This window comes from Prevotella sp. E13-27 (genome assembly GCF_023217965.1).
Classification (GTDB): Bacteria; Bacteroidota; Bacteroidia; order Bacteroidales; family Bacteroidaceae; genus Prevotella.
The window spans coordinates 1,493,234-1,518,952 of the sequence record NZ_JALPSC010000001.1; the positions used below are offsets into that span (position 1 = coordinate 1,493,234).

16 protein-coding genes are annotated in these 25,719 nt (G+C 49.9%); 4 read left to right on the forward strand and 12 right to left on the reverse strand.

Going from position 1 to position 25,719, the window contains the following annotated elements:
* The first annotated feature begins 401 nt into the window (after positions 1-401).
* Together M1L52_RS16455 and M1L52_RS06120 are read left to right on the forward strand one after the other, a co-directional pair.
* Positions 402-1,148 (forward strand): helix-turn-helix transcriptional regulator, encoded by a 747-nt coding sequence (locus tag M1L52_RS16455; protein WP_248614047.1) that lies wholly within the window; start codon positions 402-404, stop codon positions 1,146-1,148.
* Between the two features lie 151 nt (positions 1,149-1,299).
* Entirely contained in the window at positions 1,300-6,216 is a 4,917-nt protein-coding gene (locus M1L52_RS06120; RefSeq protein WP_248614048.1) for a right-handed parallel beta-helix repeat-containing protein, read from the forward strand.
* 156 nt (positions 6,217-6,372) lie between these two features.
* Here the strand turns inward: M1L52_RS06120 and M1L52_RS06125 are convergent, their stop codons facing one another.
* The 4 genes from M1L52_RS06125 to M1L52_RS06140 all read right to left on the reverse strand — a co-directional run bounded on the left by M1L52_RS06125 (position 6,373) and on the right by M1L52_RS06140 (position 10,933).
* Positions 6,373-7,857, reverse strand: coding sequence for a CCA tRNA nucleotidyltransferase (locus M1L52_RS06125; RefSeq protein WP_248614049.1), 1,485 nt, complete (start codon positions 7,855-7,857; stop codon positions 6,373-6,375).
* Positions 7,858-7,962: 105 nt separating this feature from the next.
* Positions 7,963-8,904 carry a transporter gene (locus M1L52_RS06130; protein WP_248614050.1) on the reverse strand — a complete coding sequence of 314 codons (942 nt, stop codon included), beginning with the start codon at positions 8,902-8,904 and terminating at the stop codon, positions 7,963-7,965.
* 35 nt (positions 8,905-8,939) lie between these two features.
* Positions 8,940-9,497 carry a 4'-phosphopantetheinyl transferase family protein gene (locus M1L52_RS06135; RefSeq protein WP_248614051.1) on the reverse strand — a complete coding sequence of 186 codons (558 nt, stop codon included), beginning with the start codon at positions 9,495-9,497 and terminating at the stop codon, positions 8,940-8,942.
* Positions 9,494-10,933 (reverse strand): ATP-dependent RecD-like DNA helicase, encoded by a 1,440-nt coding sequence (locus M1L52_RS06140; protein WP_248614052.1) that lies wholly within the window; start codon positions 10,931-10,933, stop codon positions 9,494-9,496. The genes M1L52_RS06135 and M1L52_RS06140 overlap by 4 nt, the downstream gene beginning before the upstream one ends.
* A gap of 171 nt (positions 10,934-11,104) precedes the next feature.
* Here M1L52_RS06140 and M1L52_RS06145 point away from each other — a divergent pair, with 171 nt between their 5' ends.
* Both M1L52_RS06145 and M1L52_RS06150 read left to right on the forward strand, forming a co-directional pair.
* Positions 11,105-11,935, forward strand: coding sequence for a DUF3822 family protein (locus M1L52_RS06145; protein ID WP_262917945.1), 831 nt, complete (start codon positions 11,105-11,107; stop codon positions 11,933-11,935).
* A 40-nt stretch (positions 11,936-11,975) separates the two neighbouring features.
* A complete protein-coding gene (locus M1L52_RS06150) occupies positions 11,976-12,536 on the forward strand; it encodes an RsmD family RNA methyltransferase (RefSeq protein WP_248614054.1) in 561 nt (186 codons plus the stop codon).
* Positions 12,537-12,567: 31 nt separating this feature from the next.
* Here the strand turns inward: M1L52_RS06150 and cls are convergent, their stop codons facing one another.
* The 8 genes from cls to M1L52_RS06190 all read right to left on the reverse strand — a co-directional run bounded on the left by cls (position 12,568) and on the right by M1L52_RS06190 (position 25,712).
* A complete protein-coding gene (gene cls, locus M1L52_RS06155) occupies positions 12,568-13,998 on the reverse strand; it encodes a cardiolipin synthase (RefSeq protein ID WP_248614055.1) in 1,431 nt (476 codons plus the stop codon).
* A 4-nt stretch (positions 13,999-14,002) separates the two neighbouring features.
* Positions 14,003-14,605 carry a 7-carboxy-7-deazaguanine synthase QueE gene (locus tag M1L52_RS06160; RefSeq protein ID WP_248614056.1) on the reverse strand — a complete coding sequence of 201 codons (603 nt, stop codon included), beginning with the start codon at positions 14,603-14,605 and terminating at the stop codon, positions 14,003-14,005.
* A 6-nt stretch (positions 14,606-14,611) separates the two neighbouring features.
* Positions 14,612-14,947 (reverse strand): 6-pyruvoyl trahydropterin synthase family protein, encoded by a 336-nt coding sequence (locus M1L52_RS06165; RefSeq protein WP_248614057.1) that lies wholly within the window; start codon positions 14,945-14,947, stop codon positions 14,612-14,614.
* Between the two features lie 28 nt (positions 14,948-14,975).
* Positions 14,976-16,937, reverse strand: a complete 1,962-nt coding sequence (gene dnaG, locus M1L52_RS06170) for a DNA primase (protein WP_248614058.1) — start codon at positions 16,935-16,937, stop codon at positions 14,976-14,978.
* Positions 16,938-17,007: 70 nt separating this feature from the next.
* On the reverse strand, positions 17,008-19,923 hold the full coding sequence (locus tag M1L52_RS06175; RefSeq protein WP_248614059.1) for a DUF4450 domain-containing protein: 2,916 nt from the start codon (positions 19,921-19,923) through the stop codon (positions 17,008-17,010).
* Between the two features lie 80 nt (positions 19,924-20,003).
* The gene (gene lpxA / locus M1L52_RS06180; protein WP_248614060.1) at positions 20,004-20,780 is read right to left on the reverse strand and encodes an acyl-ACP--UDP-N-acetylglucosamine O-acyltransferase; all 777 of its coding nucleotides are present in this window, start codon (positions 20,778-20,780) and stop codon (positions 20,004-20,006) included.
* Between the two features lie 140 nt (positions 20,781-20,920).
* Complete coding sequence (locus M1L52_RS06185) at positions 20,921-22,384, reverse strand: efflux transporter outer membrane subunit (RefSeq protein WP_248614061.1); 1,464 nt, start codon at positions 22,382-22,384, stop codon at positions 20,921-20,923.
* A gap of 70 nt (positions 22,385-22,454) precedes the next feature.
* Positions 22,455-25,712 (reverse strand): efflux RND transporter permease subunit, encoded by a 3,258-nt coding sequence (locus M1L52_RS06190; protein ID WP_248614062.1) that lies wholly within the window; start codon positions 25,710-25,712, stop codon positions 22,455-22,457.
* Between the last annotated feature and the right edge of the window lie 7 nt (positions 25,713-25,719).

Consider the following 25,719-nt stretch of genomic DNA (forward strand, 5'->3'; position numbering starts at 1 on the left):
AGCGTCTATGGTATGATTATAGATTGGAAGCGGACTTCGGTTTGGCAGTAACAGCGGTGCTGGCGCTCAGTTATTGGGCAACGGGTGTCATCATACCGGCTGAACTGTCAGAACGCTGGTTGTGGCCGTTGCTAAACGCCTGCATTGCAACACTTTGCTTCTTTGGCGTGTGGCTGTGTCTCAAGCACAACGGCGGCAACCGAATACGCGTTGCATGGGCGGTGGCGTTGTTTCTGTGGGGACTGTTAGAGGCGGTGTTGGTGACAGGTGTTATCCTATACGATATACCTATCGTCAAACCAGGTACGGAAACCTTGACAGGCAATGCGATGATCGTGGGCTGTTTGTTCGCGTGGATATTGTTTATCTATCCCCGTGAGGCGCTGCAACCGGACCATTTCGTGTGGTGGCGAAGTTTGCTGCAACTGCTACCCTTGCCTGTGATGGCGATACTCGATTATTTCTTGTCTATCGACCTTCGATTAGTGATTGCGCTCTATCCGCTGTGGCTGTTGGGCATACTGGTCGTGCAGATTCGCAAATACCGTCAATGGTGTGAGGACAACTTCTCCACGATGGATAACATTGACGCACAGTGGCTGATGCGCTATATTGTGATGCTGGTTATTGCCGGTGGGTCTTTTTTCTGGCTATGCGTATCGAACGACCCCTCACGTGTGGTCACACAAGACCTCTATTTATTATATATGATCGCGTACACGACCGAGCGCGTACTTTATCGGCCAGACCCGTGGAAACAGCTGCGCAGTACCGTTTCAGAGGAGCCGGAAGAGGTCAATCCTGCCAATGTAGCCTATCGTGCTACCTTGGAAGCTTGGCTCGACAAGGAGAAGCCGTACCTTAATCCTGATTTCCAGTTGACGGACTTGCGTCAGGTATTGCCACTCAACCGCACTTACCTCAGCCATCTTATCAACACCGAGTATGGTTGTACGTTCTATCAGTTTGTCAACCGCCGCCGTATCGACGAGGCTAAACGGATGAAGACTGAACACCCCGAGTGGACCATGCAAGACATATCCCAACGTTGCGGCTTTTCTTCTCCACGTGTTTTCTATCGAACTTTCGCCCGTGAAACAGGTATGACTCCAAAGGAGTGGTGGCTCAATCGTGGTGACAATTCGTAAAAATTGTACCTTTTTTTAGGGACAATTCGTAAGAAATAGCACGTACCGTATTGTGTACGTGCTTTTGTTTTTGTATTTTTGTAGGCGTGTTCGTTTGTCTTGACATTAAAACCAAACCACAATAATTATTAATAACTAACCTAAAATGCAAATGAAAAAGTTTTATTTCATGATCGTCCTCATGCTGATGACAGCTATGGGCGTATGGGCACAGACAGATGTGTCGACCTTTGCACAACTGCAAAGTGCACTGAATGCGGGTAACGATGTAAGGCTGACGGCTAACATCCAGTTCACTTCGGCCATTACCATTAGCGGTTCAAAAAAGATTACTATAAATGGTAACGGCAAGACGCTGAGTGGTCCTTCTACTCGTGCCTTTACTATTTCTTCTGGCAATACGCTTTTCATTAAGAATGTGACGCTGAACAATTTTGACTTGAATGCAGGCGGTGGTGCCATCCGTAATAACGGCACATTGGTGCTCGACGGCTGCACTGTGAGCAACAACCACACTGACGGCAGCAACCAGGGCGGCGGCGCCATAGAGAATCAGGGAACATTGTACGCCAGTAACACGACGTTCAGCGGCAACTATTCGAGCGAAATCGGTGGAGCTATCAATAACTACATGGGCAAACTCTACTTGAGCAACTGTACGTTTACCAATAACTACACCACTTCTTCGAACGCAAAGTTTGGTGGCGCGATAGGCAACAACTCAAGCAATACTGTAGTCATTGTGAACTGTACCTTCTCAGGTAACAAATACAATGGCAAAAATGGCTCGGCAAGTGACCTGGGCGTATATAGAACCCCGAACGATTACACTATCGCAGGCTGCACAGGTATCACTATTACGGGTGGAACGTTGACCACATATCCTGAAGGAAGCGTAAGCTTGGACTTCTCTGATTTGAACAATATCAAGTTTGTCCCCAGCACTACTGCAGCTTCATATGACATCACATTGTCGGATGAGAGTACCTCTCACGGTACAGTGGCGTTTACCGTAGGCGGTAAGTCAGCGGCAAAGGCTAAGAAAAACGACGTAGTTACCATTAGCGTAACGCCCAATAGCGGCTATTCGACAAAGGACGTGACCGTTCGCGCCTACACCTCGTGGGGTGGAGCCGCTGCACGTGGTAACCGTGCTCCAGCCCTGCAGGATGAGATTGACGTGACTGCAGGACAGACTGCCGGCACATGGACATTCACCATGCCAGGAGCTAACGTTTGGGTGGTGGTTACCTATGCCAAGAACCTGCAGGATTCATGGATTCAGGCCATTGCCAATCAGTATTACACGGGTTCGGCCATTGAGCCTGCCGTCATAGTAAAGGACGACAATACCACGTTGACCAAAGGTACAGACTACACAGTGAGCTACGCGAACAATGTTAACGTAGGTACAGCTAATGTGACTGTAACTGCCATCAACGGTTCTGACTACTGCGGCACAGCCAATGCAACGTTTATCATTGAAAGGGCAGAAAACAAACTGCTGAAAGAACTCTATGATGCCCTCGGTGAAGATGTCTGGACGGGTTATGGCGAAATGACGGGTGTCATCAGCTACAGCCGTGGCGATGACCCAGAAGAGTTCCGCGCAACGTTCATGGGCGGAACATTCACAATAGATTTGCCATTTAGCGATTTCACAACGGTAACGAAAAATGACAACGGCGACGGTTCTTACACCTATACGCTTGTGGTAAACCTTCCGGCACAGACTGGTATGTCGCAAGAGACATTGCATGTCACCACGAAGAACGGAGAAATTACCGAGATGGATAGCGAGAACGCAGGCCTTGATTTGAGCAAGGAGAATAGCGGCATTGACAGCTGGGCTACACTGCAGACAGCTATGACTAACGGTGGTGTCATCAAACTTACACAGACAATCACGGCAACAAGTACAGACGCTGCACTGACCGTTCCTGAAGGCAAGACCGTCATCCTTGAACTGAACGGACAGACCATCAACCGCGCATTGATAAGTGCAACAGCCAACGGTAGCGTCATCATCAACAACGGTATTCTGGCCATCACTGATTCTGAGGGTGGTAAGATTATCGGTGGTAACACAACAGGCAATGGTGGTGGTATTCTGAACAACGGAACGTTAACCCTCTATGGCGGTGAGATTACGGGCAACAAGGCTGAAGGCCAGGGCGGTGGTGTCTATAACACTATAACGAATACTGCTACTACTGGCTTCTGGATGACTGGCGGTCTGATTGACGGCAATACGGCAAATGCTTATCCTGCTATCGGCGGCGATGTTACATTCAATAATTTGGTAGTTGTACAGATTGACGCTGACGGCACAACACGAAGCGCAAAGACTGCTAAGGCGAACATGGCTGAATACAGCTACATCAAGCCTGTAATGCCTGATCCTGCAATGTACGCAATCTTAACAGAGTTGTACGAAGCTCTTGGTACAGACGTATGGACCGGTTACGGCGCACTCACAGGTGTCATCAGCTACAGCCGAGGCGACGAGCCAAACGAGTTCCGCGCAACATTCATGGGTGGTACCTATGTCATTGACGTGCCTTTTGGCGACGTTACATTCGCTCAAAAAGCCGATAATGGCGACGGTTCATTTACTTACACGCTCAAGCTTGCGCTTCCTGCACAGACAGGTATGTCTTCTGAGACAGTACATGTTACCCTGAAGAACGGCGAGATTACTGAAATGGATAGCGAGAACGCTGGCATAGAGTTGAACAAAGAGGAAGATCCTGTTTCCGGTTGGGCCGGATTGCAGGCTGCCATAAACAACGGTGGTGTCATCAAGCTGGCTGATGATGTCATAGCAGAGAATACAGACGCTGCATTGACCGTTCCTGCTGATAAGACTGTCATCCTCGAACTTAACGGACATACCATCAACCGTGCTCTTACAAGTGCCGTGGCCAATGGTAGCGTTATCATCAACAATGGTATTCTTGCCATCATGGATACCAATGGCGGTAAGATTATTGGTGGTAACACAACTGGTAATGGAGGCGGTGTCCTCAATAACGGTACACTGACGCTCTATGGCGGCGAGATTACTGGTAACAAGGCAGCAGGCCTGGGCGGTGGTGTCTATAACACTGTCACAAATACCGCGACGACCGGCTTCTGGATGACAGGCGGTCTGATTGATGGCAATACCGCTAGTAGCTATCCCGCTATCGGTGGTGACGTCACCTTCAATAATCTTGCTGTAGTCCAGATTGACGCTGACGGTACAACGCTCAGTGCAAAGACAGTAAAAGCAAATATGGCTGAATACAGCTACATCAAGCCTGTAATGCCCGACCCGGAGAAGTTTGCAATCTTGGCAGAGCTCTACGAAGCTCTTGGCGATGATGTCTGGACAGGCTACGGCGCACTGACGGGTGTCATCAGCTACAGCCGTGGTGACGAGCCAAACGAGTTCCGCGCAACATTCATGGGTGGTACATATTCCATTGATGTGCCCTTTGGCGATGTTATATTTGTCTCCAAAGTCGATAATGGTGACGGTTCATATACATACACGATGACGCTTGCGCTACCTGCGCTGACGGGTATGACTTCTGAGACTGTGCATGTCACAGTGAAGAACGGTGAGATTACCGAACTCGATAGTGAGAACGCCGGCATTGAGATGAATAAAGAAGAAGGTCCTGTAACGGGATGGGCTGCTTTACAGGCGGCAATGAACCAAGGCGGTGTTATTAAGCTGGCAGACGATGTCATTGCAGAGAACACCGACGTAGCCCTGACCATACCGGAAGGCAAGACCGTAGTCCTCGAACTGAACGGACACGCTATCAACCGTAACCTCACAAGCGCAGTAGTCAACGGTAGCGTTATTATCAACAATGGTACACTGGCTATCACTGGTGAAGGTATTATCACTGGTGGCAACACGACAGGTAACGGCGGTGGTATCGTCAATAACGGTGCATTCACAATGTACAGTGGCGAAATCACAGGCAACAAGGCAGCAGGCCAGGGCGGTGGCGTTTATAACACCGTTACGAATACAGCTACGGAAGGCTTCTGGATGACAGGCGGTCTGATTGATGGCAACACAGCAAGTAGCTATCCCGCTATTGGTGGTGATGTAGCGTTTAATAACCTGGCTGTCGTGCAGATCAATGCTGAAGGCGCTAAAGTTAGTGTGTCAGAAGCTCTTGCAGGTATGGCTGACTACAGTTACATCAAGCCTGTAATGCCCGCCCCCGAGAATTACTATCTCGTTGTTGCTCCGACTCCAAAGGCCGGACTGTATTACATTGGCGTAGCGCAGGAATTGGTAGAGGCTGGCAGCACTACGTTTGGCGAGATGGAGTATTCGCTTGATGGTGTGAACTATGCCACAACCCTTCCTATGGCTACAGAAGCAGGCATCTATACCGTGTACTACCGCGTAATGGGCGATGCAACCCATAATGACTATGCACCGCAGACTGTGACCGCGAAGATTGCATTGGCCTCGCTGACCATTCCAGCCGGAGCATATGCCAGCTACTATGGCGGTAAGGGCCTGAATCTCGCTGAGGGTACTGCCGACGGCATCGTGCTGAGCTCCGTTGTCATTGTGGATACCAATGAGGGTATCGTGGTACTTGCAGACGGACTGGAATCAGCCGCTGCCAACACACCGCTGATTATTTATAATGGTACGGACGAGAACCAGCAGGTACTGTTAGACCTCAATGAGCAAGCCGCTACAGTCAACTACGATGCGGAGCATTTCTTTGGAACACTAGAGCCCAAGACCTTCACCGCAACAGACATGGCCGAGGCTGACAACTACGTGCTCGACGGCGAGAACTTTACATGGGTGAAGGATGCCGGCATACTGCCAGCCAACCGCTGCTGGTTGAAGATTATCCCCAGTTCTCCCAACCATGCCCGTACTATGAATATTGTATTCGAGAGCGATGCGACAGGTATCAGTACTGTTAACATCAACGCTACCAACGATGGTTCTATATTTGACCTTACCGGACGAAAGTTGTCAAAGAAGCCCGCAAGCGGCTACTACATTCAAGGTGGTAAGAAGTACGTTGTTAAGTGAAGAACCACAAATAACTTCGTGCAATAACAAATGAACAAAGCGCCTGCAGAATTTCTGTAGGCGCTTGTTGTTTTGTGAAACTGTGAATGAGGTGCTTTAAGGAGTGCTAATTAGTATTCGAATCAGCAGAACCGTGTTCTGAAAAACTGGACAGCGCTATTTCGTGAGCCCCATCTCGCGAGCTTTCTGGAGCAGAAGCTGCATGAGCGGTTCGCGCTCGTTCTCTACACGGTTGTCAAGCACGGCATCCTTCAGATATTGTTTCAGTGTGCCAACCTCGCGTGAAGGCTGCAGGTGGAACATCTCCATTATCTCATTGCCGTCGATGACTGGCTGCAACAGTCGTTTGTAGTCTTTCTCCTTCAGGTCGGTGAGCTTCTCGCGGACTATGCGGAAGTTCTCAAGGAACATTTTCTTCTTTACCTCGTTCTTCGACGTGATGTCGGCCTCGCAGAGCGTCATCAGGTCATCGATGTCGTCACCAGCATCGTTGAGCAGACGGCGTACGGCAGAGTCGGTCACCTCATTGTCGGCAATGACCTGTGGACGCATGTGCATGTCAACAAGTTTTTGCACATATTTCATCTCTGCTCCCATGGGCAGCTTCATGCGGCGGAAAATCTGCTGCACCATCTTCGCTCCCACGATGTTGTGGTTGTGGAAGGTCCAGCCAATGGCAGGGTCCCAGCGCTTTGTCTTTGTCTTGCCAATGTCGTGGAGCAGGGCAGCCCAACGTAGCCAAAGTAGCCCACCCCCAACCCCTCCCGAAGGGAGTGGAGCTTGGTTACTGTCACTTTTCACCCTTTGTGTAGTGGGTTTTATATTCTCCAGCACTTCCAGCGTGTGGTAGAAGTTGTTCTTGTGGGCGCGTCCGTTCTTTTGTTCCACTATATCGAGGGCAGCCACCTCAGGGAGTATGAGCTGCAATAAGCCGGAGCGTTGCAGGTACTCAAAGCCTATGCTGGGGTGGGGCGCCATCATTATCTTGTTCATCTCAACCTCAATGCGCTCGCCACTGACAATCTTTATGCGGTCTGCCATGCGTTGCAGCGCCTCGAAGGTTTCGTCTTCTATCTGGAAGTTCAGCTGAGTGGCGAAACGTATGCAGCGCATCATGCGCAGCGGATCGTCGCTGAACGTTATCTCAGGGTCGAGTGGCGTGGCTATGATGCCGTCTTCCAGGTCGGCAAGTCCGTTGAATGGATCGACAAGCTCGCCGAAGCGTTCGCGGTTCAGGCATATCGCCATGGCGTTGATGGTGAAGTCGCGACGGTTCTGGTCGTCTTCGAGTGTGCCGTCCTCAACTATAGGCTTGCGCGAGTCGTGACTATAGCTCTCGCGGCGGGCACCCACGAACTCCACTTCCGTCTTGCCTATCTTCACCTGAGCCGTTCCGAAATTGCGGAACACGCTGAGGTGTGCTTTCTTGCCAAGCGTCTGCTTCAGCTCCGTGGCAAGGGCTATGCCGCTGCCAACGACCACTACGTCGATGTCGCTCGACGGGCGCTCGAGGAAGATGTCGCGCACATAACCACCAACCACATAGCACTCTAAGCCTAAGCGGTCGGCAGCGTCGCTGATAAGATGGAATATGGGTTTATCGAGGATTTCGGCAAGTTCGTCGTCGGAATACAATTTCATGTCTTTTTCAATTTGCCTGCAAAGGTACGAATAAATGAGTGAAAAGCCAAACTTGTTTGAGCTTTTCCACGTGTGAGCACTTTCGAGCGACAGCTCAAAGTACGATTACTCTTTCCTCTTCTGCCATATCTCTATGGAGTTGATTATGTTCTGCCAGAGGATGTAACAGCCAGGACCTACGCTGGATAGCGGATTAAGATAGGCATTGGAGAGCCAGATGGCAAAGGCGGTGTTCTTCTGTCCGAGTGCCTGTCCTGACTCCTGAGCGTGACCGAAGAAACGGCCGATGTAGCGGCCTACAGCAAACTGTATGATGCAGACCACAAGGCCGAGCAGGGCAATGGCCATAAGAAGGAAAATGCCTGCTTCGGCATGAACAATGTTCTTGACGGTGGTGCCAGTGACAATCATCAGTGAACAGGCCCAGAGATAGTAGCTAAGGTCGCGCACGGCCACTATGCGGCGATGGAGCGACTTCATATAATGCTTAACGAAATATGCCAGAATCATCGGCACTACCAATACGCAGAACACCTCGTTGAGAATCTTCAGAAACGCAGGCCAGAACTCCATGTTGGCCGAGGGCTCGATGAGCGGAAAACACACGGGGACGAGCAGCACGGTGATGAAATTGGAGAGAAACGTGTAGGTTGTCATCTGCTCCAGACTGCCTCCCAGCTTCTGTGTCACTACGGCTGCAGCTGTGGCACAGGGCGAGATGACACACATCATGATTGCCTCAAGCAGTATGCGGTCCTCTTGCTCCAAATCGAGGATCAGCACCATCAGGATGCCGATGAACAACACCTGGAAGATGCCTATCCATAGATGCCATGCTACTGGGCGCAGCTGTCGGAAGTCCACTTTGCAGAAGGTGACAAAGAGAATGAGGAACATGAACAGCGGCAGTATGGTCGTCATGATGGGGGAGAAGAACATGGCGGCCTCGTTGAGCTGAGGCGTGAAGCCAAAAACAAGGTAAATCAGAGTGCCCAGCCCCATGGCGATAGGGAGCGTCCAGTCTTTGATAAAGCGTATTATATTCATATTTCTGTTATCCTTTAACAATCGTATTATGTGACTTACTCACACACCGTGTAGATATAGCCCTTGGAAAGACATTCCACGGTGTTGTATTTCTTTTGTGAACGCACGAGTACCTGCTTCAAGTTGTTGCTGATACCCTCACCAGTAAGCTTCAGATGAGCCTCCTTCATGGTCCATAGACGAATGAATGCCACATCAGGACGCTCGGCTTCAAGAATCTCCTGCACCTCAACGGCGTTCATCGTATAGTTTATCAGAGATGGAGAGAACTTGCGTATTGACTCTATGTCTATACCCACAGGATGGTTGCTAACCACACATGCCACCGCTTCACGGCAGTGGCTGAGGTTGAAGAATATCTCCGGATGGCCTACGATGGATGGCTTGCCGTGTTCTCCGTACTCGAAGATGGGGCTCTCGTCGATGCCGTACTCTTCATGAAGGGCACGCTTGAGCAGCAGATAGGCAAGGACGCAGGTACGCTGTCCAAGCTCATGCTTGAACTTCAGTGCCTGTTCGCGGCGCTGAGGCGACAGCTCCTGTAGAGCAAACTGAAGGTCGAAATCGTAGATGTTGTCGTCAATATAAATCATGAGTTCTCTAATTGTGTCTTGGGCCAGTTTACAAGGAACACTTTCTCTGTGGCACGTGTCAGCGCTGTGTATAGCCAATGGATATAGTCAGGCGTGAGCATGTCATCAGTCATATAGCCCTGATCAATATATACGTGTGCCCACTGTCCGCCCTGTGCCTTGTGACAAGTGACGGCATAGCTGAACTTTATCTGAAGGGCGTTATAGTAGGCATCGCTCTTAAGCTTCTTTACCCTGTCGGGCTTAAGCGGTATGTCGGCATAGTCTTCCATGACGTTGTTGAAGAGCTGTTCCTGTTGTTCGCGAGTCAACGATGGCGCTTCGGTGCTTAGTGTGTCGATAATTGTAGTGGCAGTGAGCTCGTAGTCATCGTAGTCGGGCATGACAAGGGTTATGTCGGCAAAACGGAAGCCATAGAGCTCACGGGTGTTCCTTACCCGCTGTATTACGCCTCGGTCGCCGTTGGCAAGGAATGACAGGTTACGTTGTGTCTTCTCCTCACCTTCTGCTTCAGGTATCCAGAAATAGTTGTTCTTTACAATCATTATCTGGTCACCGCGACATAGCTCGTCTTCACGATCAAGGACCGTGCGGCGTATGCCCTCGTTGTAGATGTTTGCCCGTTTGTTGCTGCGTGTGACGACTATGGTCTCGTCAATGCCCACATGGCTGTAGCTCGTAGCGAGCGACTCGATGAGCTCATCACCAGGAACAACACAGATGTCTGCAAAGCCGTTAAGCCTCATGCGGGGCAACTGTGTCAGCTCATCGTGGGTGATGAGTGAGCGAATCATAGTGGCATTCCAGAGTATGCCCGACGACTGGCTCTGGCGCAGCACCTCGCTGAGGTCACACTCATAGACCTTTAACCCATAGCCGCTAAGAACATCGCCGATAAGTGCTGGGGCCTCGTCTTCGCCTACAGGAGGCAGCTGGGCGGTGTCGCCAATGAGTATCATACGGCAGTTGTTGCCGCTATAAACGAACTTAATGAGGTCATCGAGCAGAGAACCGGAGCCGAAGGTGTCATCCATGGAATAGCTGGAAATCATAGATGACTCATCGACCATAAACAGCGTGTCTCTCGAATTGTTCATGTTCAGATTGAATGCCGACAGGTCACCGGCGGTCTTCTGACGGTATATGCGACGATGAATGGTATATGCAGCATGCTGTGAATAGAGCGAGAATACCTTTGCAGCACGTCCCGTGGGCGCCATGAGAGTGAGCTTCTGCTTCAGTGTAGTCATGGTCTTCACAATGGCAGCAGCAAGCGTAGTCTTACCTGTGCCGGCAGAACCACGGAGCACCATGACAGACTGAGGAAAACGGTCGGTGAGGAACATGGCAAAGGTCTCTATTGCATGTTCCTGATCGGCTGTTGGCACATGGGCAAACGCCTCCCTGATGCTGTGTTTCAGTTCGTCATGAAGCATTTTTGTGATGTTATATTTGCATTTTCGCTCTGTTTGCACTAACTTTGCAGGCACAAAGCTATAATCTGTTGGCGCTGTGGCACTCTTTCGTTGCGCAAAGGTAGTGCAAACAGAGCGCAATACAAAGGATTTTATGCTTTTTTGCTTTAAAAACGACATTTTTAATTGAACATGCCAGATACAGTCAACAAAATTAGACACCGCATGACGATAAGAGTAGGACACTCTACATTGTCTTTCGCAAAGCCCAACGATGAAGGTAACGTGTTGTTTGAGCCTTATGTCGTGAAGAGCGGCATATCTATTGCTGCCAATCTTCGTGAGGCTTTCAAGACATCGGAGTTCCTGAAAGACTTGTCGGGAAGGGCGCGTGTGCTTGTTGACAGCGATACTTTGCTTGTACCGATGAGTCATTTCGATGAGATGAAAGCTGGCGATTTGTTCTTCCACTCCTTCCCACAGTACAGTCAGAATCATGTGTTCTTCAATGTGATGCAAGAGGTGAGCACGGTGGTGCTGTCGTCAATAAACAAAGACTTGAAACTCGTGCTCGATGATCATTTTGAGGATGTGAGACTGGTGCCAGCCATGACACCTGTGTGGGGACACCTCTATCAGCGCAATTTCACAGGTGGCAATCAGAAACTCTTTGCATATGTTCACGAACATAAGATAGACATCTTCTGTTTCCAGCAGAATAGGTTTAAGTTTTGTAACTCGTATGATGCTAAGCATGTGAAGGATGCTGTCTATTACCTCCTCTACGTGTGGAACTTGTTGCAGTTTGACGCTCAGAACGATGAACTGCATCTGGTAGGCGACATCTTCCAAAGCGATTCTGCCTCTATGCAAGAGGACCGCGAGACGCTGCTTGGCGAGCTGCGCCGCTTCTTGCAAAAGGTATATGTCGTCAACCCTTCTGCCGACTTCAACCGTGCACAGGTGACATCAATAAAGAACATGCCTTACGACATGCAGACCATCTTCGTGAAAGGAAGGTGAGAAGTTAGAGGTCAGAGGTGAGAGGTTAGAGGTTTGAATTATGAGAATTATTACAGGAATATATAAAGGTCGTCATTTTGAGATTCCGCGCTCGTTCAAGGCGCGTCCTACGACCGACTTCGCCAAGGAGAACATCTTCAATGTGATGGCAGGCTATATTGACTTTGAAGGTGCTGCAGCCCTTGACCTGTTTTCTGGCACAGGCAGCATCTCGCTTGAACTATTGTCGCGTGGCTGTCAGCAGGTGGTAAGTGTCGAGATGGATCGCGACCATCACCGTTTCATCTGTGACTGTCTGAAGAAGCTAAATCCCTCTCAGGCTGAGGGAACCGCTTCTTCAACGGGAAAGGTCCTTCCCATACGTGGCGATGTGTTCCGTTTTATAAAGAGCTGTCGTCAGCAGTTTGACTTTATCTTTGCCGATCCTCCCTATGCCTTAACAGAGCTGCCAAAGATTCCCGACCTTGTATTGGAAAAAGAACTGCTGAAGGACGGTGGCATATTCGTTTTCGAACACGGCAAAAATCACGACTTTAGCAGTCATCCACGCTTTGTAGAGCATCGCAGCTACGGAAGCGTGAACTTCACACTCTTCCGTTAAGACAATAGTCAAAGAATCTATAGTCGGAAAGCTATAGTAGTGGTGACAGTAGTCGGGTGAGGCTTTCCCACAGTCGGACACCGAGGGTGGGATTCATGCGCTCTGGGAAGTCGGAAAGCGGTATGGCATTCTTCTCATCGTCGAGGTAGATGTCGCGAAGACGTTCGGACACTTCTTCACCATAGAAGAATACGTTTGACTCGAAATTGTCTTCAAACGAACGGAAGTCCATGTTTGTGGAGCCGCAGGTGCATACAATGTCGTCGCTTACCATTATCTTTGAGTGAAGGAAGCCTTTGTCGTAGAGCATGACGTTAACTCCTGTCTCTACCATCTCACGTAGATAACTGCGGCTGGCCCAGCCTATGAGCCATGTGTCACCGTGGCGTGGCACGAGCAGTCGTACATCGACACCTGCCAGGGCAGCACTTATGAGCGCAAAGCGAATCACTCCTGTAGGAAGGAAATAGGGTGTCTCAATATATACATAACGCTTTGCGTTCATTATTATTCTTACGAAGCCCTGCATGATCTCGGGTACAGGCGATGTAGGTCCGCATGCCACGCCCTGAAGCAATATGTCGCCATAGTGCTTGTCGCTTGAGTCGCCGCCAAATCTGTAGTAAGTCCTGTCGTTGAGCAGTGTGCGGTTAGTGAAATACCAGTCTATGAGGAATATGCGCTGTAGCGATATGACACCTAATCCCTCTATTCGTGTCATGGTGTCGCGCCAGCTTGCCGTGCGACCTCCCTTCACATAGCGCAGGGCAATGTTCATGCCTCCCACATAGCCTATGTGGCCGTCGATGATGAACAGCTTACGGTGGTTGCGATAGTTGGCCTTACTGGTCAGTCGGGGAAACCTCACCTGCAAGAATGGCTCCACCATAACTCCAGCATCAATCATGCGCTGGAAGAAACGGTTCTTCACACTCCAACAGCCTACGTCATCGTAGATGATGCGCACCTCTACGCCTTCTCTCGCTTTGGCTATGAGTGCGTCGGCAATGAGATTGCCAAGTGGGTCGTCCTCGAAGATATAGATGTCTAAGTGTATGTGGTGGCGTGCTGCTGCGATGTCCCTTAATAGTGAAGGGAAAAACTCATAGCCGTTGAGAAGAAAATCTACGCGGTTGTTCTGGAAAGGTAGCGATAGACTCTGGTTTATGAACTGGTCGATGAGCAGTTTGTTGTTTTCAGGCAGGACAAGATCGCGCTGTTCCACAAACTCGAACATTGAACGGCGTGTCAGCTCGTCGAGAGAGCGTCGGCTGACAAGTCTCTCGCGGCGTGTGTTTACTCCGAAGAAAAGATAGGCTATGATGCCGATGACTGGCGCGAAGATGATGATGAGGGCCCATGCTATCGTCTTTGCAGGCTGACGGTTGTCGAGCACTACATGGATGACAGTTATGATAACTATCACTTGATAGACGAGGAAAGCAAGTTTAACGAGATCCATTCACCTATTTTATATTTATCAGCTTGTGGGTCTGCAGCGATAGCCTCCACTGTGGGTGGCGCTCAATATAGTCTATACAGTCACTCATTATCTTAGCGTTGCGGTCTGCATCGCCAGTGTCGCAGGGCTGTAGGAACAGTAAAGGTCCATCTGCGTTTCCATCAAGAGAAGGATACATGTCAGTTAGAATCCTGTTGAGTGACTCTTCGGATTCAAATACAATTTTAATCTCGTCTGGCTGTCGGACAGAGGAAATGCTTTTTCCTTTTGGCGATACTGTCAGCCAGTCGAGGTTCTTCGGAGCGGGGAGGGTGCCGTTGCTCTCCATAGCCACCTCATAATCATGAGCGTGGAGCAGATTTATGAAGTCCTCACCGACCTGGAGCGTAGGCTCGCCGCCTGTCAGCACCACGAAACGTGCAGGATAGTCGGCTATGGCTTTTACTATCTCATCGGCGGTCATCTCCGTGAAACTGTTAAACTCAGTGTCACAGAAGCTGCACTTCATATTACAGCCGGCAAAGCGGATGAACACCGCAGCACGTCCGGTGTTACGTCCCTCGCCCTGCAGCGAATAGAATATGTCGTTTACGCGAAATGCCTTCATACCTTTCTACTCGTCCTTCTCATACATGGCTATATTGCCTTCGCTCTCCTGAACAACAGCCTTATAGCATTGTGGAATCTGTTCGGTACACCAGCGAGCCATGTTTTCTGCTGTGGGGTTGAAAGGCAACACCTCATTTAGATTCTTGTGGTCAAGGGGAGTCTTTATCAGTCGTTTTATCTCACTGAAGTCTATTACCATGCCATTTTTGTTAAGCTCGCGAGACTTACAGTAGATGGTGATAATCCAGTTGTGGCCATGCAGCTGAGTGCACTTGCTCTCGTAGTCGAGGGTAAGGCGGTGGCATGCAGATATCTCTATTCTCTTTTCTATGTAGTACATATATATGTGATGTAATTAGTTGTTCTTATTAAAAGACAATCTCGGTGCCGAGCTTCTTTGCTATAGTGTTGCGAATCTCCTGCATCTCTTTAAGTTGCTTCATCAGCTCAATGATTTTCTCATTGTTGCCAGCTGCTTGTCGAATCTGTTGCTGCAGGTCCTTCATGCTTGCTTCAATGATCTCTCTGCGATAGTCGAGCACTATGTGTTCTACTCTTTGGCGAAGACTGCCTTCACGCTCTTGGATGACGAAGCGCCCGCCGAGCTGATGACGGTCTATGGCAAGATGAGTAGCCAACTTGCTCACCTCAATGTCCGGATGGCTGCAGAAGTAGGTCTCTGCCTTGAAGCCCGGTTCCTTGCCATGAGCCACCGCCTCAGCGAGAATCTGATTGTAGATAGGCATGGAGAACAGTATTCCGTCTAATGAGAAGTCGTAGTCTATGTATTCCGCTACGCTCATGGATAAGGTCTGTCCGTCTTCAGTCTCAATGTTGTCGTAGATAATCTCTTCACCATGACGGACAATCTCGCGGACAAGAAGAAGCTCAATGAGACCGCCAACAGTCGACACGCTGACAGAAGACGGCATGATGACGTTGTCTTCCTTTTCCTTGCCATTTTCCTTCTCATTCCCCTTCTCTTGTTCCTTCTCCTGCTCTTTGCCCTTGTCTTCTATATCCTTGCGTATGAATTTGTTCATCTCGGCAATGAGCGTCTCTTCTTTCATGCCGATACGCTGGGAGAAGTCAGTGATATAAGTGGAACGCAGTATCTGGTCGGGTATTACCGATATGCTCTTTATGATACCTGATATGGCCTCAGAACGCTTCACAGGGTCGCTGACGTTCTCTACAGTCAGTCGGCTCTTGAATGTGATGAAGTCTGTCTGATGCTCATCTATATACTTGCGTAGCTCGTTACTTGAGTGTTTGCGCGCGAACGAGTCAGGGTCATCGCCGTCGGGCAACAGCAGCACTTTGATGTTCATGCCTTCTGACAGTAGCATGTCAGTGCCACGCATGGCAGCATGTATGCCTGCTTCATCGCCGTCATAGAGGAGGGTGATGTTTGAGGTGAAGCGATGGAGAATGTGGATTTGATGCATGGAAAGAGCCGTTCCGCTGTTGGCAACGACATTCTCTATGCCTGCCTGATGCATGGCAATGACATCGGTATAGCCTTCGACCATGAACACACGGTCTTCTTTCACAATGGCCCGCTTTGCCTGGTAGATGCCGTACAGCTCCCGTTCCTTATGGTATATGTCGGAGTCGGGCGAGTTGACATATTTTTGTTGTACTCCCTTCGTTCTGGAGTCAAGCAGACGACCGCCGAAAGCAACGACCTTTCCGCTGATGTTGAACCAAGGAAAGATAACTCTGCCAGCGTAGCGGTCAACTAACTGTCCGTCGTTCTCCCGCTTGTAACATAAGCCTGTCTTAACAAGAAACTCTTCCTTGTAGCCTTTCTTCAACGCCGTTGATGATAGCGCATCGCGCTTTGGCAGAGCAAAGCCAAGCTGGAACTTCTCCACGATGTCGTCGCGTATGCCGCGGCTACGGAAATACTGCTTGCCTATAGCTATACCGTCAAGGTCGTTCTTAAGAATGTCGTGGAAATAGTCCTTTGCCCATTCGTTGACAACGAACATCGACTCGCGCTCGCCTTGTTGCTGGCGCTCCTCGTCGGTAAGCTCTTTCTCAACAATCTCAATGTTGTACTTCTTTGCTAACCAGCGCAGGGCTTCTGTGTAGCTAATCTGCTCGTGCTCCATTAGGAATCCGGCAGGTGTACCGCCCTTGCCGCATACGAAGCAGTGGCATATGTTCTTGGCAGGACTGACCATGAACGACGGGTTCTTGTCGTCGTGGAACGGACACAATCCTTTATAGTTCACACCGCTCTTGCGAAGCGTCACGAACTCTCCCACAACGTCAACAATACGTGCTGCGTCAATAATCCGGTCAACTGTTGCTCTGTCAATCATCGAGGGCAAAAGTACTCATTTTTTGCGATATAGCCTATTTTTCCTCGTTGTTTTTGCTATTTTGCACTATTTATTGCAGGGTGAGGCCCATGAGACCAATGACAACCTCATTGCTCAGAGCCTTAATCTTGAGGCTGCGGAGCTTCTTTTTCGGGTTCAACGGCATGTCGAGAAGTATTGCTGCACCTCCATCAATATTGCATACAGCTTTCTTTGGCTTTGCAGCGGAATCATGGAACAGACTACGGCTGACGATGCCTGTTGACAGTCCTACGCGATAGGGGCGGGGCTCAGGAATGGGGAAGGCTGGCGCATTCTCTAAATAGTCCTGTTCAATAGGGCACCAGTTGCTTGGCGATTGAAGCTCCATCTGATCCTCTGTGCCATCAGTGTATGTGGCTATGACAACGCCATTGGCAATATCGAACTGCATGGGGTTGGTGCTGCCTGCCATAAGGAGGTAGGCGTGAGCGGCTTTGCCTCTCAGTGATATGCTTATGCTGTCGGGGTAGTTGTCCCAAAGACTTACATAGGCAATGTTATTGCCTTCGCTTGTAGAACGGAATGGCAATGTGTTGTTACCAACAGGTAGAGCCAGTAAGCCGTTCTTTACCATAGAGCGCAGTTTCGTGTCATCGATGTTGGCAGTGCGCTTTGTTGAGCACCAGTCGCCAATGCCCTGAGTGGGTACGCAGAGTGTGGTATATGGAGAGCGTGGAGTGAGATACTTGTTCTTGAAGATATCTGTCACATTGCTGTTGAACAATCCGTCCATGTTAACAGTCCTGCATGCCTTGGTTTTTATGTCGTTGAAGGCTGTACCCATGGGCGCAGCAAATGGGGTGGGGCGGGCTGGCGCTTCTTCCTTGTAGTCAATGTGAGCAATCTCAATGTGCTGCGTAGTATCAGTAGAGAACGCTGTGTCTTTGTATTCTCCATTGCCAATGTTCTGGCGGATAGTTATGCGCAGTGGCTGCTTGAAATGCTGGACGATGTCATACACATCCTTGTTACCAACACGTTTGAAACTATAAGTGAGATAAGGAGTGTGTATGGAAGCACTGTCCCACGACTCTGGGAAGCCGGGACGGATGATACACTCACCATAGAGAGCGTTGGGCGTGATGCCGAACAGTCCTTCAATGATGGCGCGTGAAGAGATGCCTGTGACGTCGGCAAAGTCGCGGTAGCCCTCGCCGAGTGCTTCGTCCATGGCTGACAGCTGACCGAAGTTGCCAGGGCTCCTGCCCAGATACATGAAGTCCATAATGTTAGCCTTCAGCAGACGATAAGCCTCCTCTTTCCTGCCTGCCTGATAGTATGCCAAGATGGTGTGCATGACTTCTGCCATAGTCACATTGTTGATGCTCCACTCATAAGGAGACCAGTTGGATGTGCTTAGCGTATAATATTCCTTTCCGTCGGCAGCGAAGGGGATGTGCGGAATGGCACTGTCCACGTAGCGTGTGGCCTGATAGTATTGTTCGGGCGTTCCTGCTTCGCAGTCAATAGGTGTGTAGATGCTCCAAAGGGCTGCGTTCTTATGCACACGCTTCAGTCCCATGAAATCCTGATATTCGGCCCAGTGATTTGCTTCCGCATCACTGCTTATCCACAGCCGCTCATTCATAGCCTTAAGGATGGCGTCTGCCTCCTTCTTATACTGGATGCCATCTTCACCGATGAGCTCTGCTATGCGGGCTGCAAGAAGGTTGCCGCGATAGTTGTAGGCTGACGAATGGGTGACGGCTCCGCTGTTGTACTGCAGCGCGTCGCTTGCCCAGATGCAGCAATAGGCATCGTAGAGGCCGTCGCCATCAGGATCCCACGTCTTTTTCTCCCATGCCAGATGGCGCTTGATGACGGGCCACATCTTTCGCATGTAGGCCGTATCGGCATCGAACTGGAAATGCCAGAGCAACTCATCTATATATACGAGGTTCATGTCGTAATGGTGGAACTGGTTGTTCCTTTCGGGATTACGACAGATATAGCCGTCGCTATACATAGGTGTGCCCCAGATATATGCACCTCGGGCAAGGTTGTTTTCTTCGTCCATGACATGGGGCTGGGATACGGGGACGTCGGTCACCTGACTCTTAGCATAGGCGTCGAAATGGATGCGCTGACGGTCGGGCATACCGAGGAAATCGCCCATATAGGCAGCTCTCCATCCGGGGAGAGGCATGCGCCAGCCAACAGCCCCATGTAGCCATACCTGACCGCTCCATGCACCGTCGGCAGCAGCTACCAAGGCACATCCTACTGGGTTTATGTATGGGTCGGGAGTAGTGAAGGATACCGATGACGTTAACCTGTCGTAGTGTTCCTTTGTCTCATTGTATCTTCTGGCTGACGTTATCGACGCATCTGCTGAAATATGTTCACCGTCAAACATGAAGTATAAATCATGTGAAATACGCTGCTTGACGTACTTGAGCTTCTTTGGCTCTAGTGGCGCTTCGAAGGCATTAGGCTTCTCAAACGAGCCGATGTCACCTGAGCGGCTGAACTTGCTTTCTCTCGTTTCGCACATAAGCTGCTCTATCCAGAGATTGTCATCAAACCCTGTCGCAGTGAACTTCCAGATAGCACCTTCTGCGTCGGGATATGCGAGTACTGACAGTCGTAACGTGCCGTTGCCCCAGCGTTTGTCTCTCAGGAGATAGTCGCGTCGTGCATTGATATATCTTGCCTCACAATAGTCTGTGGAGTCGAGCTGAATACTTTTGCCTTTATAGCTTACGACAAAGCGGATGTTACGGTAGTCGTTTTTCTTGAATGTGGCAAATACAGGACGGTCGCTTGTCTCAAGTCGCCATTCTGCGATGCTGCCATAGAGCGCACGCGTGAAACGGTTGTTGCCGTTGATACAGGTGAAGGCATTACCGTCAGGATAGTATTGCGTTGTTCGTTGTCTGACAGACTGAGCCGATATGGTCAAGGCAAATAATAGTGCTGTCAGCGTCGTTAAGTGTTTAGGCAAAAGCGATTTCATTTTAGTAGATAATATCAGACCGCCGTTGGACTTTTGCCAGCGGCGGTCTGCAAGTGTAGTTGTTTTGTTTAAATCTTCGCTATCACGCCGAGCTTTGTACTGTTCAGGAACTCAATGATGTTGCGAATCTCTTCACTGTCGGGCACCTGATCTTTAATCTGGTTAACAGCGTCGAAGAGAGAGGTGTTACCTAAGTAAACAAGGCGGTAGGCATTGGCAATGTGCTTCAGCACCTTCTCATCTACTCCATATGTACGACCCATGGTGTAGTTCACACCGCCATACTCTGAACGCTTTGTGCAGATGATATATGGAGGCACATCCTTAGAGAATGTCGTACCAGCCTGTATCATAGCACCGCGGCCTACGCGTGTCTTAGCATTCTCGATGACCGATGAAGAGAAGATTACACCGTCCTGAATCTCACAGTCGCCGGCAATCTTTGTGCCATAGCCAAATACGCAGCGGTCGCCCACCTTTGTGTCATGTGAGATGTGGGAACCTTCCATCAGCACGTTGTCATTGCCTAAGACGGTCTGTCCGCTAGTGTGAGTAGCACGGTTGATGACCACGTTCTCACGGATGATATTGTTGTTGCCGATGATGCATTCCGACTTCTCACCACGGAAATCGAAGTCCTGAGGCAGTGCACCGATAACGCTTCCCTGATGGATCTTGTTGTTCTTTCCCATGCGAGTGCCTGAGCAGATACTCACGAAGGGGAAGATGATGCAGTTGTCGCCAATGACTACATCGTCTTCTATATATACGAATGGGAATATCTTACAGTTGTTGCCGATTTTTGCGCTTGGGCTAATCTCGGCCTTTGGACTAATATCTGACATATAACCTCCCCCAACCCCTCCCAAGGAGGGGAGTGCCTGACGGGTTTCAGGGGGATAATCAGGCTTGTTATATTATTAATAGAATACTAAATCACTTTTTCCGCAGATCACCTCTCCTTCGGGGAGGAAGGGAGGGGTTCTCACTTACTTCCGCCTCCCAGTGCCTGATAGAGGTTCACTACAGCCTGCATCTTGCTGAAGTCGTCGGTGACCTTGGAGATGCGTGCGTTGAGCAGGCTCGACTGAGCTTGGATGACCTCAAGATAGCTGCTGCCTTTAGATGCATACAGCTGCTTGGTGTCTTCTACATATTGTGTGTAGATATCTACCTGCTTCTCGTCAAGCTTACTCTTCTCGTCGCAAGTGTTATATGCTATGAGTGCATTGCTTACCTCGTTGCCGGCTTTCAGAATAGTGCTCTGGAAAGTGTTCAGCGCCTGCTCCTGCTGAGCTTTTGCAACTTTCAGACCTGCAACAATCTGTCCATGTTGGAAGATAGGCTGTGTGAGCTGGCCAACGGCTGAGAGGATCCACTTGCCTGGGTTGACAATCTGTCCGCCGAGAGAGTTAGTAAACATGGCCGTACCAGTGATGGTGATGTTCGGATAGAAACGTGAGCGTGCTGTCTCGGTGTCGTAGAAACACTGAGCAAGAGCCATCTCTGCGGCATGTACGTCGGCACGGTTAGAGAGCAACTGTATGCCCACGCCAGTAGAGAACTCTGATGGGAGTGACTGGTCGTAGAATGAGCCACGCGCAATCTGATGAGCAGGCTCGTTGAGCAACAGTGACATGGAGTTCTCCATCTCACGAATCTGCTGACGCAGTGCTGCTGCTTTTGCCTGAATGCTATAGTAGCTTGCCTCTGCACTCAGCACGCTGGTAGAACGTGCACGTCCCAGCTCCATCTGCAGTTTCATCATGTCCCATGTGTCCTTTGACAGGGCTTCCATATCGGTGACGATGCGTAGCTGTTCGTCAAGCATCATCAGTGTGTAGTAAAGGTTTGCCACACCGCAGATGATGTTGGTCTGAACTACAACCTGATAGTCTTTGGTCGCAAGCAGCTTCATCTGAGCTGAACGCTTTTGTGAAAGCAGGTTTCCGAAGAGGTCTATGCTCCACGATGCTGAGATGGGCAGCTGATAGGTTTTTGACACAGATGCGCCATCCATCTGCACCTGGCTTATTGTTCCCTGAGGAGCGATGGCTACTGAGGGGAGGAAAGCCAGCTTTGAAACGGTGAGCATGGTCTGCATCATCTTAACGTTGAGTGCTGCATTACGCAGGTCAACATTGTTTTCCAGAGCTTTCTCAATGAGCGACTGCAGCTGTGGGTCGGTGAATACTTCGCGCCAGGGCAGATTGCCGAAGTTGTCATCGCTGTTGGTGACAAGGGTGTCGGTATCGCTCGTAAGGTCACGAATGAGCCCTTTCGTGTTCACCTCGTCGGGACGCTCATATTTGTTGTAGAGTCCGCAGCTTGAAAGTAGGAGGACAGCAAAGACCCACCCCCAGCCCCTCCCGAGTGGAAGGGGAGTCTTAATAGACTTGCTGGTTGTAAACAGCGCGGTCATCATATATTTAAAAATATGTATCTTCATAATTCTTTGTTTTATTGTTTAAAAGTCTAACCAACCTCCCCTCCCACTCGGGAGGGGACGGGGGTGGGTCTTACTTTTGCAATTCATAATCAACAGGACGCTTTGCATACTGCTGCAGTTCTGTTGTTACGTCAGGATTCTCCTCGTCGCCCTCAAATTTCATTGGTGAGAACTTCTCCTGCAATGTCTGGAAGACTACGAACAGGCCTGGCACCACAATGATTTGGAACATCGTACCGATGAGCATACCACCTACAGCAGCGGCACCCAGTGTCTGGTTACCGTTCTTACCTACGCCTGATGCGAACATCATTGGCAGCAGACCGATAATCATGGCAAGTGATGTCATGAGGATAGGACGCAGACGTGCTGCGGCACCCAATGTAGCAGCCCAGGTGATAGCCATACCTGTCTGACGGCGCTCAAGGGCGAACTGCACAATAAGGATGGCGTTCTTAGCCAGCAGACCAATCAGCATGATGAGTGAGATCTGCATGTAGATATCGTTGGCGTGGCCGAAAATCATCGTGAAGAGGAAACAGCCAGCCAGACCGAACGGCACGGATAATACTACAGCCAATGGCAGGATGTATGACTCATACTGTGCTGACAGAATCAGGTAGATGAAGATGAAGCAGAGTATGAAGATGATGGCTGTTGAGTTAGAAGCTTTTGCCTCCTCACGTGTCAGACCCATATAGTCATATGAGTAACCCGTAGGCAGTACCTCTGCAGCTACCTCTTGAGCTGCCTTAATGGCAGCACCCGTAGAGTAGCCGTTGGCAACCGTTGCTGTTACATTAATAGAGGTGAACAGGTTGAAACGGTTGATGTTCGAAGGACCATAGACACGCTCCATGCGGCAGAACTCCTCAACGGGCGACATGCCCTTCGGAGTGCGTACATAGACGCTCTTCAGTGACTCTGGTGTCATGCGCGTCTCTGGCGAGCCCTGTATCATCACACGGTAGAGCTTACCATAGGCATTGAAGTTAGAGGCATAGAGACCGCCATAGTAACCCTGAAGTGTGGAAAGTACCGTAGATGGCGATATGCCACTCTGCTTACACTTTGCCACATCTACATGTATCATGTACTGTGGATAGTTCGGGTTGTATGAGGTCATAGCCATCTGGAACTCTGGACGCTTGTTGAGCTCAGTCAGATAGTCCTGTACAACGCCGAAGAAACGGTTCAGATCACCACCAGTACGGTCCTGCATCACCAGCGAGATACCGCTGTTTGCTGAGAAACCAGGAATCATTGGCGGAGCGAAGGCCAGAATCTTAGCATCCTTGATGTGCGCAGTCTTGATATAGATCTGTGCCAGTACGCCTGTAGATTCCAGTGGGTTCAGGAAGAAACGGTAGATGCCGTCGCCCTGCCATAGTCCGCTGAGCTTCCAGAAGAATCCTTTCTGACGCTCGCTGAATGGCTTAAGCTTCAGGATGAATGTTGCCTGGTCAGAACCGGCACCTGCAATGAAGTTGTAACCCTGAATCTGCTCACGGCTCTGGATGGCTGGGTCTGCAGCCAGGATAGAGTCAACCTCATTGATGACCTGACGGGTGCGTGCCACAGATGTAGCAGGAGGCATTGAGATGGTGCAGAAGATTGTACCAGTATCCTCATCGGGCACAAGACCTGTCTTGGTTGTATTAAATGTGATTACCAATATTACTATAGAGATGATGGCCGTAGTAATAATGGTGATAGGTTTGCGCACCAGCTTCTCAATGTTTGTCTTGTATTTGCCAAGAATCCTATCGTAAGAAGCATTGAAAGCTGCATGGAAACGGTCTATACGCGACATCTTTATCTCGTGGCCATTCTTGTCGTGAGGCTTCAGGAAGATAGCACATAGAGCCGGTGACAGCGTCAATGCGTTAAGAGCCGAGATGAAGATGCTGACAGCCATTGTCACACCGAACTCGCGGTAGAACGTACCTGTGGTGCCGCCCAAGAATGAAACAGGAATGAACACTGATGCCATCACCAGTGTGATAGAGATGATTGCGCCAGAGATTTCGTTCATGGCATCGATAGATGCCGTTAGCGTTGACTTGTAGCCCTGATCCAGCTTTGCGTGCACAGCCTCTACAACCACAATGGCATCATCGACCACGATGGCGATAGCCAACAGCAAAGCCGATAGCGTCAGCAGGTTTATAGAGAAACCGAACACCAACAGGAAGAAGAACGTACCAATCAGTGACACTGGAACGGCAATCAGCGGGATGAGCGTAGAGCGCCAGTCCTGAAGGAATACGTAGATCACGATGAACACCAGGATGAGGGTGAATATCAGCGTGAAGAGTACTTCCTCGATTGATGCATAGAGGAACTCGGTAACGTCGTAGTTGATCTTGTAGTACATGCCTGGAGGGAACAGCTTCGACTGTTCCTTGAGCTCAGCTTTCACCTGCTTTGCAATCTCGTTGGCGTTTGAACCTGCAATCTGCTGAACCATACCCATTACCGATGGAATGTTGTTGTTCTTCATCGATACAGAGTATTGCAGACCACCCAACTCAATCTTCGCTACGTCCTTCAGCTTCAGCGTCTGACCGTTGGCATCGCTTGAAATGATGATGTTGCCGAACTCCTCAGCCGTCTTGAAACGACCTGTATAGCGCATGGCATATTCATAGGCCACATCACTACGCTCACCAAACGTACCAGGAGCTGCCTCGATATTCTGCTCTGCCAGCACTCCACTGATGTCGCTTGGCATCAGGTTGTATTGCTTCATCACGTCTGGCTTCAGCCATATACGCATAGAGTAGGTCTTCACACCTGGACTCTGCACGTCGCCCACACCCTGAATACGCTTGATGGCTGGGATGATATTGATGTTGTTGTAGTTAGTCAGAAACTCATCATCGTAGCGGCCGTCAGATGTCAGGGTGAACATCATCACCTGTGAGGTCTGACGCTTCATTACTGTCACACCGATCTTCGTTACCTCGGCAGGCAGCAGTGCCTGAGCCTGAGAGACACGGTTCTGCACGTTCACTGCACACATATCAGGGTTCATGCCCTGACGGAACAGAATGGATATGCTAGCCGAGCCTGAAGAAGCCGTTGATGAGATATAGTCCATGCCTTCCACACCGTTGATGCTCTCTTCAAGCGGTGTGATAACTGAATTCTTCACCGTCTCGGCATCGGCACCAGGATAGCTGGTGTAAACAACAACCGTAGGCGGCGCTATGTCTGGATACTGCTCAATAGGCAGCGAAACAAGACCGATGGCACCTAACAGCACGATGAGAATAGATATCACCGTGGAGAGTACCGGACGTTTGATAAATGCTGTAAAAGTCATTGTCTTA

Coding starts and splice junctions, on each gene's coding strand:
- M1L52_RS06190 (WP_248614062.1), bottom strand. CDS start 25,712: ATGACTTTTACAGCATTTATCAAACGTCCGGTACTCTCCACGGTGATA.
- M1L52_RS06145 (WP_262917945.1), top strand. CDS start 11,105: ATGCCAGATACAGTCAACAAAATTAGACACCGCATGACGATAAGAGTA.
- M1L52_RS06160 (WP_248614056.1), bottom strand. CDS start 14,605: ATGAAGGCATTTCGCGTAAACGACATATTCTATTCGCTGCAGGGCGAG.
- M1L52_RS06150 (WP_248614054.1), top strand. CDS start 11,976: ATGAGAATTATTACAGGAATATATAAAGGTCGTCATTTTGAGATTCCG.
- dnaG (WP_248614058.1), bottom strand. CDS start 16,937: ATGATTGACAGAGCAACAGTTGACCGGATTATTGACGCAGCACGTATT.
- M1L52_RS06130 (WP_248614050.1), bottom strand. CDS start 8,904: ATGAATATAATACGCTTTATCAAAGACTGGACGCTCCCTATCGCCATG.
- M1L52_RS06135 (WP_248614051.1), bottom strand. CDS start 9,497: ATGATTTATATTGACGACAACATCTACGATTTCGACCTTCAGTTTGCT.
- M1L52_RS06185 (WP_248614061.1), bottom strand. CDS start 22,384: ATGAAGATACATATTTTTAAATATATGATGACCGCGCTGTTTACAACC.
- cls (WP_248614055.1), bottom strand. CDS start 13,998: ATGGATCTCGTTAAACTTGCTTTCCTCGTCTATCAAGTGATAGTTATC.
- M1L52_RS06120 (WP_248614048.1), top strand. CDS start 1,300: ATGAAAAAGTTTTATTTCATGATCGTCCTCATGCTGATGACAGCTATG.
- M1L52_RS06165 (WP_248614057.1), bottom strand. CDS start 14,947: ATGTACTACATAGAAAAGAGAATAGAGATATCTGCATGCCACCGCCTT.
- lpxA (WP_248614060.1), bottom strand. CDS start 20,780: ATGTCAGATATTAGTCCAAAGGCCGAGATTAGCCCAAGCGCAAAAATC.
- M1L52_RS06140 (WP_248614052.1), bottom strand. CDS start 10,933: ATGCTTCATGACGAACTGAAACACAGCATCAGGGAGGCGTTTGCCCAT.
- M1L52_RS06125 (WP_248614049.1), bottom strand. CDS start 7,857: ATGAAATTGTATTCCGACGACGAACTTGCCGAAATCCTCGATAAACCC.